Origin of the sequence: Microcystis sp. BLCC-F209, assembly GCF_041928595.1 — a bacterium.
GTDB lineage: Bacteria > Cyanobacteriota > Cyanobacteriia > Cyanobacteriales > Microcystaceae > Microcystis.
Map to the genome: position 1 here is coordinate 1 of NZ_JBHFLL010000101.1, position 12,143 is coordinate 12,143.

Sequence of the window (12,143 nt, forward strand, 5' to 3'; positions counted from 1 at the left end):
TCCTTATCTGGCAAAAGATTTAACTGATTAGCTCGCTCTAGATCAAAAACAATTGACAAAAATCGTCCAATGTCTTTCTCTATAAGGGTTCCATCTCTTATAACCCCCGTCCATTACATAACACAAACCGAAGAACCAAAATTGAAAACTTAAACCTAATAACTTAAAACTTAAAACTTAAAACTTAAACCTGATAACTGATAACTGATAACTGATAACTGATAACTGATAACTGATATGTTTATCGTCGAAAGTTTAAAAATGGCCGTCTCCACCCTAAGGGCCAATAAAGTGCGTAGCGGCCTGACCATGTTAGGAATTATCATCGGTAACGCTTCGGTGGTGGCCATGATCGGGATTGGCCAAGGGGCGCAAACCTTAGCCAATGACCAGTTTGCTAACTTGGGACCCAATACCCTTTTTGTGGTGCCGGGGTCGCGACAAGCACGCAATACCACCGTTGATTTACCGAAAACCTTAGTTTTAGCCGATGCTCAAGCGATCGCTGAACAGGTTCCCACCGTCGCTGAAGTCGCTCCGGAAATAAACGCTCGTTTCCTGATTTCCCATCGTAATCGCAACATGACGGCTCTAGTGACGGGAAGCACCTCAGAATACGCTTCTGTCCGCAATTTTACCCTAGAAAAAGGTCGTTTTATCAATAATATCGATCTAGCCCGCAACAAACGGGTAACGGTAATCGGCACTGAAGTGGCGGCGCAACTTTTCCCCACCCAAAATCCCCTCGGTCAACAGCTGCGGATCAAAAATCTCAGTTTTGAGGTGATCGGGATTTTAGAGGCGAAAGGCTCCTTTTTTGGCAGTAATCAGGATGAAATGCTGATTATTCCCCTCAGTACCATGAACTCGCAACTGGTGGGCAAAACCGGACCCTACGGTGTCGAGTTGAGTTGGATTAGTCTCACTGCGCGATCGGGGGAGGAAATCCGCGCTGCTAAGTTCCAAATCCAGAATCTTCTGCGTTTACGCCATAAAATCGTCGCTGAGGATGATTTTCGCGTCGAAACTGCTAAACAGATGATCGAAATCTTCGACACGATTACCAAGGGTCTAACCCTACTTTTGGCTCTAATCGCCGGTATTTCCCTAATTGTCGGGGGTATCGGGGTGATGAATATTATGCTCGTTTCGGTTTCGGAAAGAACCGGGGAAATCGGACTAAGAAAAGCGATCGGAGCCAGAGAACAGGATATTCTCCTACAATTTCTGATTGAATCAACTCTCGTTTCCATCGCCGGCGGTGCGTTTGGTATTCTCTTCGGTGCAGGAGCGATCGTTCTCGTCTCCAGTTTCTCTCCCCTGGCTGCCACTGTTTCCGCCAGCGCCGTCGCCCTGTCTTTGAGCGTTTCCACGGGTATTGGTCTCTTTTTCGGCGTTTTTCCCGCCTATCGTGCCTCTAAATTGGAACCGATTGTCGCTCTCAGAAGTGTATAATTTTTTAAGTTTTTTCGGGGACGTTTTTGGCAAGGATTGCTTTTATAGCTAAGTTGGGGTTTAATGTGTGGGACGAATTTGATAATCCCGATAACGACGATAATCATTGAGAATGCGATCGTGATCAAAGCATAAGGGTTGGGGGAATTCCCAGAGATGAAAAATCCCCACTTTTTTGGCATCATCGGCAGCAATCGGTTTGCCTTTTGCCGTGGCGATAAAAACAATACTAATGGTGTGTTGACGCGGATCGCGGTTAGGATCGGAATAGACGTGAAATTGCTCGATTAACTGCACCTCTAAACTGATTTCCTCGTAAGCTTCCCGAATGGCCGCCGTTTCCACCGACTCACCGTAGTCCACGAATCCCCCCGGAATTGCCCAGCCAAAGGGCGGATTTTTTCTCTCAATTAGTACGATCGGACGGTGGGGCGAGTCGATCAGTTCGATGATAATATCAACAGTAGGGGCAGGATTGCGATAGGTTGTCATTTTTTTCAGTTATCAGTGAACAGTTAAGTAAGTAGTTATAATTAAATAGAAGATAGATTTTGCCTCTGATACCCCCTGCCCCCCTTGATAAGGGGGGTGTCTGACAACTCTTAACACCTACCTACTTATCAGTAATCGGTCAATAATTCCATTTAACACTCATAATCTTACAATCGAATCATTTCTAACCAGTCACTGATCAGGGATCACTAATAAGGAGGAGAATAAAAGTTGTTAGAAAATGCCAAGAAAATTACGGTTATAGGTGGGGGAATTTGGGGGCAAACTCTGGCTAATTTGGCTAGACGTAATCACTTAGCTGTTAGGGTTTGGTCCCGTCATACCGGGGAAGATTTAGGGGCTATTATAGCAGATACTGACGTAATTATTTCGGCCGTTTCGATTAAAGGAGTTGTTCCAATGATCGAAAAATTACAGCAATTACAATTAAATTCTCGCATAATTATCGTCACCGCTACTAAAGGATTAGAGCCAATCACCACTCGTACCCCCTTTCATCTGTGGAATCAAGCTTTTCCCGCTCATCCCCTTGTGGTTCTTTCCGGTCCCAATTTAGCTAAAGAAATTAATCAAGGTTTACCCGCCGCTACGGTGGTAGCAAGTTATCAGCAAAAAGCAGCAATATTGTTACAAAAATTATTATCTGGGGAATCTTTTCGGGTTTATCTGAATAGCGATCCCTTGGGAACAGAGTTAGGTGGCACTCTTAAAAATGTCATGGCGATCGCATCTGGGGTTTGTGATGGTTTACAGTTAGGTACTAATGCTAAATCTGCCCTGTTAACTCGCGCTTTACCGGAAATAGTTCGGGTGGGAACTTGTCTAGGAGGTTGTCAAGAAACTTTCTTCGGTTTATCGGGTTTAGGGGATTTATTAGCCACCTGTAATAGTCCTTTATCTCGCAATTATCAAGTGGGTTATCAATTAGCTTTAGGTTTATCTTTGCCAGAAGTTTTAGCGAAATTAGAGGGAACTGCCGAGGGAATAAATACCACAGAAGTTTTGATGAGAATTGCCCAAGAAAAAAATTTATATGTACCGATTACCTGTCAAGTTGATTGTCTTTTGCGCGGGGAAATTTCTCCCCAAGTTGCCGTTTATGAATTGATGCGTCGGGATTTAAAAGCAGAATTTGATTAAGAGACAAGAGATTTTTTAGTAAGCAGTAAACAGTAATCAGTGGGGGGTTGGGGAGTGAAGAGCCGAAAAGATTAATCCGTATTGTGGAAAACTTGGCTGGCCATTTAGTACAAGTGTATGACAAGCCTCGGCCAATCTAGCCGCCGCAAGTGCCGGCTCTGATTTGGGCAATTCACCCTATTGTCAAGCTTCAGGGGTCAAAATGATGGCTTCTCTCGGGGGTTTTTTAGCGAGAAAAGGCGACGGTGAACCAGGTGTTAAAACTATTTGGTTGGGACTGCGAAGGTTACATGATATCAGCCAGACTTGGGGACTATCTCATCCACGGGTGAAAATAGTTGTAAGATCAAAAAATTCTCCGATAACTGTTGCTCTATCCCCCGCGTGCCTACCTATTCCTACTATACCGCCGATGTTTTTAGCGATCGCGTTTTTGGCGGTAATCCCCTGGCGGTTTTTCCGGAAGCATCCGGATTAACCCGCACCCAGATGCAAAAAATCGCCGCCGAATTTAACTTCTCAGAGACAGTCTTCGTTTTTCCGCCAGAAACAGACCAAGGCAGCAAAAAAGTCCGTATTTTCACACCCAGTACCGAATTACCCTTTGCTGGTCATCCTACCGTCGGCACGGCCTATATTTTAGCCCTAATCGGTGCTATTCCCCCCCACCAAGAAACCACGATTTATCTGGAGGAAGGAGTCGGTTTAGTACCGGTAAAAATTCTCATGGACGGGGAAAAACCGGTCTATAGTGAGTTAAAAGTGGCACAATTGCCAGAATTAGTGGCGGATAATTATGCTCTCGATGATTTAGCGGCGATTCTTTCCCTAAGCGTTGCCGATTTCTTACCCGGTTATCCCCCCCGCGCCTTTTCCTGCGGTCTCCCTTTTTTATTCATCCCCGTCAAAAATCGCGATATTTTAGGGAGAATAAAACTAAATCTAACTCTCTGGTCATCATTATTGGGCCAATCCCCCGCTAATTCCCTTTTTGTCTGCTGTTTTGACCCGGAATCACCCCAATCTCGTATTTATGGCCGAATGTTTGCCCCCGGTTTGGGAGTTATGGAAGATCCCGCCACTGGTTCGGCTGTGGCCGCTTTGGCGGGCTACCTAGGGGCTTTAGAATCTTCTAGGGAAGGGATGAATCAATGGACAATAATCCAAGGGGTGGAAATGGGCAGACCAAGCACCATACAATTAAAGTTTCAGAAAAATAACCGGTCAATTACGGAAGTTTCTGTGGGTGGTGCATCAGTTCTAGTCTGCCAAGGCAAGATGATAATTCCCGATGGGGAAACAAAAAGTGATATAAAAAGGTCATTGTGAGAGCGGTGGCCGAAGTTAGTAAAAAGGAGATGAACAATGTTAAAACATTAAGAGATGCAAGGATCAATCTCGGTTTTGTGGGATGGATGAGAATAAGTTTGACAGGGTATATCGAAAAATATAAAATTTCTAGAGGGATAACCAAGGAAAAATACGGCAGTTATCTTAATGACGAGGCAGTAAGCAAAACGAGGTCATGCTTGGTTTTTCTGAGAAAATCTGTCAGCGGTCATGGAATGTCTATAGTTAAAGTCTATTAAAATTAGTCATTATGCTCACCTCTTATCAGGAACTACAAAAAGAACTTAGTTTGTCCTTACAAGACTTAAATAGTTTTGCCGACAAATTCCAAGAAAGTTATGATATTATAGTATCTGCAAACGAAATCAATGAGAATCACGGTGTCGGGGTTCTTTTAAAGAGAATTTTCCCTGATACTGGTGGGATAGTCTCCTTACGAACCACTAATCTCTACGGAGGAGACCAGGATTTTGGCGTTCGGAATTTTTGCCTAGATGTGCGCGGTTGTTCCTACGGGGAAATTTTAGTAAAAATCCAAAATTTATTTGTTTATTTAAAACCGAAAAGAGTCTTAGTAATTCCCTACTTTGTGGAAGATTTTTATGTAGCCACAGCGATTAAATCTCTCTTTCAAGTCCCGGTTTGTACTTACCTGATGGATGATCAGAATGTGCATATTGATGTCGTTGACGATCAAGCAGTTCAGAACCTACTCGATAGCAGCGATCTAATTTTAGGCATTTCTTTGCCCTTGTGCCAAGCCTATGAAAAAAAATATAGGCAGAAAATCTGGTTTATCCCTCCCCTCGTCGAAAGCTATCTGTTTCCCCCTGAAATTGTCATGCCTGATCTGATGGGGCGAGGCATTTTAATTGGTAATATTTGGTCTCAGAATTGGTTAGAAAAACTGCGTCAGTTATGTCGGGAATCCCAAATAAAAATTGATTGGTATGGTAATCCCAATCGTCAATGGTTGCAATTCCAAGAGGAAGAATTAGCGCAGGATGGAATTTTCTTTCAAGGGTACTGTCCCCAGGCTGACCTAATTAACCACCTACGTCAAGCTCCTTTCGCCCTTGTTCCCACTGGCAGTTCCGCGGAAGAAGAGGATCGGCCAGAATTCTCCTATTTGAGCTTACCCTCCCGTATCCCTTTTATCGTCGCTGCCGCTAACACCCCCATTCTGGTGGTCGGTCAGAAGGATAGCGCTGCTGCTAAATTTGTGCAAGAGTTTGACCTCGGTTCTGTCTGTGATTATGCGGCCGCAAGTTTCTTGACAGAAATCGCCAAACTCCACACCTATAACTATCAACTAAAACTTCGTCAGGCTAGTCATCAATTAGCCTCCAGTTTAAAAGCCGATCATTTTGACGATTGGCTCTGGCGATCATTAGAACAGGGAAAACCCATCGATGATCGCTTTGCTATCTTCCAGAACCACTACATCTGCGGCCATGCTATTATTACCCCCTGTGAAGTCAATCAACAGCACGGTACAGGGGCCCTAGTAAAAAGAATCTTTGCCGATAATCGTCAAATTATTTCCATACGCTCCGCTGATCACTACGGTGGGGAACAGGATTTTGGGGCCTTCAGTCTTCTTCTCGATCACCGAGAGCTATCGCGAGCGCAAGTGTTTCAGTCAGTGCTAAAAACCCTCGCACACAACCAGATTGAGAGCGTTTTTTGTGTCCCTTATTACGCCAGCGATATTCTGACAGCGATCGCTATTAAGGAATTATTTAATGTTCCCCTTGCCACCTACATCATGGACGATCAGAATATCTGCGTTCAGGAGATTCCCGATGCTTTGATGAAAGAGTTTTTAAGCAAATGTTCCGTTCGTTTTGCCACCCATCCCGAACTCCGCGACGCTTACGAGAATAAGTACGGCTACAAATTTTGGCTCCTACCGGCGATCGTTCCCCACCGTCTCATTAATAGTGAAGTTGCCGAAGTTTCTCCCCAACGCTGTCAAGAAAAATGGGGAGCTTTATTAGGGAGCATTTGGAGTCCCCAATGGTTCCAATCTCTGTTAGAGAGTATTCAAGGGGCAGGGATTAAACTAGATTGGTATGGCAATTCTAACTATTATTGGCTCAAAGAATCTGCCGCAGAATTAGAAAAATGGGGACTTTATAGCCAAGGACTTTATCCCGAAGAACAACTAGGACAACAACTACAAGCATATCCCTTTGTCATTGTTCCCACGGGAACCATGGACGAAAGAGATGATCGGACAGAATTGTCTCGTCTTAGTTTACCCGGGCGGATTATTTTTAACCTCGCCACCGCTAACACCCCGGTAATTCTTTTAGGCAGTAATAAAACCTCGGCGGCTAACTTTATTAATCGCTTTCAAATCGGTGTGGTTTGTGATTATACACCCGAAAGTTTGGCGGCAGCCGTGGAATACGTTCTTAACCCAGAAAATCAGCAAAGAATGCGAGAAAATGCCGTTAAAGTAGCGGCAAAATTCTCGGATCAGGGGATCGATCAATGGGTGTGGCAGTCCCTAGAAAAAGAACAGGCGGCCGATGACAGATTTGAAGCGATTTTACCTCGATCGCCGATCGATTTAGTTCACTTTATTGAACCCCCCGTTCCCGCAATTATTTATAAAGATTATGCTCAAGTCTATCAAGTCATGCGACGTTTACGAGGGCAAAAATATCGGCCCGATTTTGTGGTTGATGTGGGAGCTTCCCACGGTATTTGGTCTCATACCGCTAGTCAATTATTCCCTGAAGCTCGTTTTATCCTCATCGATCCGCTAATCTCAAAATACGAGCAATCGGCCAGAAATTACTATATCTGTAATATTCCTAAAGCGGAATTACTAGAAATTGCCATCTCTAATCAAGCTGGTCAGTTAAGTTTTCAAGTTTCCCCCGATTTGTACGGTAGTTCCTTACTTACTCCCGCCGATTTTAGAAACTATGAAACGATTACAGTGGCGGTAAAAACCCTCGATCAGGTGGCGACAGATCGGCAAATTTCTGGCAGAGGAATATTAAAATTAGACGTGCAGTGTGCCGAGCATATCGTCTTAGAAGGAGCGAAAGAATTTATCGCTCAGGTAGATTTAGTCGTTGCTGAACTCTCCTTTATTCGCTATGATCAGGACGCTCTCGTTTTCAATGAAATGCTTAATCTTTTGGATCAGCTTGGTTTCCGTTATTATGACGAAACCGGCGAATGGAGATCCCCCATTGATGGCACACTCCTCCAAAAGGAAGTGGTTTTTATTCGCCAAGATTTGTTAGTTCCCGAAACTAGCCGCAAAATTGAAAATTCTCCCAGTCAAGCTTAAGACAATTTACCTAATCACTAGCCAAAATGATCAAACAATTATTAGCCAAAAATAAAATAGTTCAGCGAGTTAAAGCGGTCAAAGATTTATTTCTAGAAAAACTTGATTCACTCAGTCATGTCCAACTTGAACAAATCCAAAAACTGGAGAAACTTAATCAGCTTGATCCCTTAGATTTTAAGGTTGAGCAACTCAATAACTCCACGGAGCAAATCCGACAAGAAAATGCAGAAACCAAGCGAAAGGCTGATTTATCACTGCAAAATCAAGCTTTTTTGCTCAAGTTTTCCGTAGATATAGTTAAAAATCTCCAATTATTAACGGGAGACTGGAAACAAAAAGGGGACTTGATTCTGAATACCCTGCTAAAAAATCACGAAGATTCCCAAAAAACTGCTTACCAGCAAAGCAGCTTAATTCTTGATGCTCTCCAAAAAATTCAAGAAGATAACCAGAAAATATTGGAAGACATCCACGCTCAAAAATACAAAGTCATTATCGATCAAAAATATTTCCAAGATTTAGACATCGAATTAATGACTTATTTATATTCCTATCTTCCCCATCGTCTTGCAGTAGATATTGGTGCTAATCGGGGCGATGTTTCTAGTCGTCTCCTACAAGCTGGTTATCAAGTTTATGCCTTTGAACCTTTTCCTCCCGTCATCGATAAGCTCAAAAATCGCCTCGGTAATCATCCTAATTTCCAGCTTTTTCCCTTAGCTATCGGTTCCGAAAATCAAACCCAAGAACTGCATATAGCCACCGATGAAACCCCAGATAACACCTATCAAGATGCCAGCTTTTATAGCAGTTTAACCAAGCATTCTCTTTCGGAAGGTTTAGTATTTACCGATACTATTACCGTTACTGTTAAAACCCTAGCTAGTCTCCACGATGGTGAGGAATTACCTAAAGATATTGGTTTAGTTAAAATTGACACAGAAGGCTTTGATTTAGAAGTAATCAAAGGTATGGGTAACTATCGTTATCCCGTGGTAGTTGCGGAATTTTGGGATCAAAATTTCCCCTTTGGTCGTTCGGGAGCGATGAATCAATTACCAGATTTAGTCAAGGCCATGAAAGAAAGAGATTATCATTGGCATCTAGTTATCTATCGTATTTGGGGCAGTTCCGACGTTAGTTATTATTGTAATTCTGCCTATTCCCTCGATAATTCCTGGGGCAATGTTTTCTTTTTCCAAGATTATCAGGTCTTCCATCAAGCCCTACTTTGGTCGGCTTCTGTTATGCCAGCTACCTACTTTTCTGCTTAATTGTAATTGCTAGGATTTTAGGTAAAATCTGCTAACAAATCAGAGTATAAAACAGCAATAAAGAGTAAAATTATGGCAAGTAAATTTCAAGAGTATGTCAGTCAATCAGCTTTAGTTGAGGGATTTTTTCTAGAGCAAGCCGCTATAACCTGGGATTGCTTACTAAATTATCAAACCAGCCATTATATCAAAGGTAATTTTTTAGAAATAGGAGTGTGGAAAGGAAAATCAGCTATTTTATCTTGTCTTCATGCTAACCCAGAAGAAACCTGCCTATTAGTTGACTTGATTATGTTTGACGAAGCCCAAGAGCTTCTCAGAAATTTACACTCTAACAGTAATTTTTATCGATGTAAATCTCAAAATTTTTGGCAAAATGAAGCTAATCTTCACCAGTTTTTTTCCAGCTGTAGATGGATCCACATAGATGGTGCCCATTCTGGTTCTGCTTGTTTTAATGATTTACAGATTGCTAATCAGCTTTTGAGTGAGGAGGGAATAATTTGTATGGATGACTTTTTTAACCCCAGTTATCCCCAAGTGACAGCCGCAGTTTTTAACTTTCTCTATCAATTTCCTTTTTCCCTGAAACTTTTCCTGTGTGGTTTTAATAAAGGTTATTTAGCTCGCCCCTACTACTGCGACAACTATCTTCGTTATTTATTGGAGAATTTTCATAATGATTTATCCCTGATAAACTATTCAGAAAAAATCACTCTCTATAAAACTTCCAGACCGGGAGATTTTAACTGCTTTGGTTTGCGGGAATATCAAGGGAAAGATTTTGTAGGATTAGATGAAGATGGCAGCAAAATCCTAATCTAGTTGGACTTACAGCGTTGCTTAGAAAGACGAAGTATGACGGGATTTGGCATCATCTCTCCACCACCAGCTACTGTTCCAGCGTTCCGCAGTTCTGGCGTTCCCTAAAACCAGAGACTTCCTACTTCACCATTAAGATAACTGCTATAGTAGATTAATTAGGGTCTGCTGAAAAAGTACGGGCGAAGCATTCGGATAGAAAATCTCCGGTTTCACCGATAGGTTATTGCCCGAATGCTTCGCCCCTACAGGACGCAGGCCGATGAAGACGCAAGGTTTGGAAGCACGATTCTCTCAAAATCTTGCACCTGTTTCGCCAGAAAAGCCACAAAACCCTTACCTTACCTACATTTCACATTTATTCAGCAAGCCCTAATTAGTTTCTCAAAAACAACTGCTTGTTAACTGTTTCAATTATGACTAACAAAACTAATCAATTTAATGAAGATTACCAAAAAATGATGGATGACTTGGACGATCAAGTTTTGCAGGAAGTCCGACAAACTTTTAGACGGCTTAAAAAACTCGGCCATGAACCTAGAGTTATCTTTGATGTCGGAGCTTCTAATAGTGGTTGGTCTTGTTATATCAAAAGAATTTTACCAGAGGCAGAATTCTATTTATTTGAACCTCTCATAGACCACTGCTCTGACTATCGAGAGTTCCTTGAAAAAGCCCTGGAAATATATCCTTCCTTTAAATTACACAAAATTGCTTTGGGAGAAAAAACTGGGGAAATCACCATGAATGTCTTTTCTGATAGCGTGGTCAGTAGTACAGCGTTAGATATGACCAATACTGGTGTACGGACGACTCCTGTTAAAGTCCAACAAATGACCTTAGATGATGCCATTGCCACCTTGAACCTACCAATTCCACAAGTTATTAAAATCGATACTCAAGGCAGTGAATTATCGATACTTAAAGGGGCAGAAAAAACGCTGCCCCATGTGGATATTTTAGTTCTAGAATGTTGGCTCTATCGAGGCTATGGACAAAACACTCCCCTGTTAAATGAAATTGTTGACTGGTTGTTGCCCTATAACTTTCGACTTTGGGATCTGGGAGATCCCTATCGCAATGAGGAGGGAGTTTTAGCCACATTGGACTGCTTTTTTATCAACACTAAATCTGGCCTAATGCCCGATTGGTACTACGCCTAAGTCACTTATTAATTGCCAGGATATTTATGGGATATTTAGACTATTATGCTAGAGATTGTCTCAAGTATGTGCCGAGTCATAAACTGCACGAAAAAAAAGTCCTAATTGTCGGATGCAATGATGGGAGAGACTGTCAACTTTTCCTTCAGTCAGCCGCAGTACACGGACTTGATATCTGTGCAGAAATTGGGACGGGATTTGTTCACGAGAAGGTCACTTATTTTAAGGAGTCAGCCGAAGCAATGTCTCGACCTGATAACTATTATGATATAGTCTTTTCGGCGGCAACAATGGAGCATATTCTTAACATTGAAGCCGCCTTTGCTGAAATGTTTCGTGTGACTAAACCGGGAGGATTAATTTACTGCGTTGGTGCGTCTCTGTGGAATTCTTACTATGGTCATCATCAGTATGGCTTGTTTTCAGATTATCCCTGGATTCACTTAAGATTAGCAAAAAATCAAATATTAGAGTATCTTAACCAACATAAAACTCTTCAGGATATAGTTCCCTTTGTTGAACTGCTGGAAAAACTTAATTTGCTTTCTGTACCTTTAATTAAGGACGACCAAAATAGCTACGCAGAAAATTTAGTAAATTTTATGTTTTCCGATTATTTTAATTTTCGGTCATCAATTCAATACCTAAAAGCTGTTGAACCTTTGGATGTTTCCTACATCATCAGAAATGAAATTTGGCAGGACGGCGAGAACTTATTAACCGATGAAATTCTGGAGGAATTAAATGCGAAAGGTTATACAAAAGATGAGCTTTTAGCAGCTGCCCATACCTACATTGCCATTAAGTAACCTAGTCAAGGCTCTCTTGGATTTGGTGGGTAAAATGTATTCTAAGATACATTGCTCCTAGCGCGGGGGTGGAACGAACCACAAAGACACAAAGGACACAAAGATTGATCGCTCCTATGTAAGTAGGTAGGCGTTAAAAATTATCAGATGCCCCCCTTATTAAGCTGTCCTTTAGTCACATCTTTCTTAACATTTCAAACCTTTGTGGCACAAGGCTTTCAAGACTCGGTTAACAATTTGTAATATTCCTTGTTGACACCCTTACTGACAAAGAAAAAACTGAAATCAAGTCAGGATAAGG

The 12,143-nt window shown here is 42.0% G+C and carries 10 protein-coding genes and 1 pseudogene; 10 read left to right on the forward strand and 1 reads right to left on the reverse strand.

All coding sequences use genetic code 11. The features are described 5' to 3' along the window. Positions 1-237: 237 nt before the first annotated feature. Positions 238-1,455 (forward strand): ABC transporter permease, encoded by a 1,218-nt coding sequence (locus ACE1AQ_RS06505; protein WP_008200729.1) that lies wholly within the window; start codon positions 238-240, stop codon positions 1,453-1,455. Between the two features lie 60 nt (positions 1,456-1,515). On the opposite strand, the gene ACE1AQ_RS06510 is transcribed toward ACE1AQ_RS06505, so the two are convergent. Beyond that, positions 1,516-1,947: an NUDIX hydrolase gene (locus tag ACE1AQ_RS06510; protein WP_008200727.1), complete on the reverse strand. Its 432-nt coding sequence runs from the start codon at positions 1,945-1,947 to the stop codon at positions 1,516-1,518. A 231-nt stretch (positions 1,948-2,178) separates the two neighbouring features. On the opposite strand from ACE1AQ_RS06510, the gene ACE1AQ_RS06515 reads away from it, so the two are divergent. From ACE1AQ_RS06515 to ACE1AQ_RS06555, 9 genes and pseudogenes are all read left to right on the forward strand, one after another. Next, positions 2,179-3,108, forward strand: a complete 930-nt coding sequence (locus ACE1AQ_RS06515) for an NAD(P)H-dependent glycerol-3-phosphate dehydrogenase (RefSeq protein WP_008200726.1) — start codon at positions 2,179-2,181, stop codon at positions 3,106-3,108. Between the two features lie 196 nt (positions 3,109-3,304). Continuing rightward, positions 3,305-3,430, forward strand: a pseudogene (locus tag ACE1AQ_RS06520) (IS4 family transposase); the annotation flags it as partial. A 62-nt stretch (positions 3,431-3,492) separates the two neighbouring features. Further along, positions 3,493-4,437, forward strand: a complete 945-nt coding sequence (locus ACE1AQ_RS06525) for a PhzF family phenazine biosynthesis protein (RefSeq protein WP_110545515.1) — start codon at positions 3,493-3,495, stop codon at positions 4,435-4,437. A 29-nt stretch (positions 4,438-4,466) separates the two neighbouring features. Next, positions 4,467-4,697, forward strand: coding sequence for a hypothetical protein (locus ACE1AQ_RS06530; RefSeq protein ID WP_374808079.1), 231 nt, complete (start codon positions 4,467-4,469; stop codon positions 4,695-4,697). Positions 4,698-4,708: 11 nt separating this feature from the next. After that, entirely contained in the window at positions 4,709-7,771 is a 3,063-nt protein-coding gene (locus ACE1AQ_RS06535) for an FkbM family methyltransferase (protein ID WP_110545520.1), read from the forward strand. 26 nt (positions 7,772-7,797) lie between these two features. Beyond that, on the forward strand, positions 7,798-9,048 hold the full coding sequence (locus ACE1AQ_RS06540) for an FkbM family methyltransferase (protein ID WP_110545522.1): 1,251 nt from the start codon (positions 7,798-7,800) through the stop codon (positions 9,046-9,048). A 72-nt stretch (positions 9,049-9,120) separates the two neighbouring features. Next, positions 9,121-9,873 carry a class I SAM-dependent methyltransferase gene (locus ACE1AQ_RS06545; RefSeq protein WP_110545525.1) on the forward strand — a complete coding sequence of 251 codons (753 nt, stop codon included), beginning with the start codon at positions 9,121-9,123 and terminating at the stop codon, positions 9,871-9,873. Between the two features lie 413 nt (positions 9,874-10,286). After that, on the forward strand, positions 10,287-11,033 hold the full coding sequence (locus ACE1AQ_RS06550) for an FkbM family methyltransferase (protein ID WP_110545527.1): 747 nt from the start codon (positions 10,287-10,289) through the stop codon (positions 11,031-11,033). A gap of 26 nt (positions 11,034-11,059) precedes the next feature. Next, positions 11,060-11,842, forward strand: a complete 783-nt coding sequence (locus ACE1AQ_RS06555) for a bifunctional 2-polyprenyl-6-hydroxyphenol methylase/3-demethylubiquinol 3-O-methyltransferase UbiG (protein WP_110545530.1) — start codon at positions 11,060-11,062, stop codon at positions 11,840-11,842. Positions 11,843-12,143: the final 301 nt, after the last annotated feature.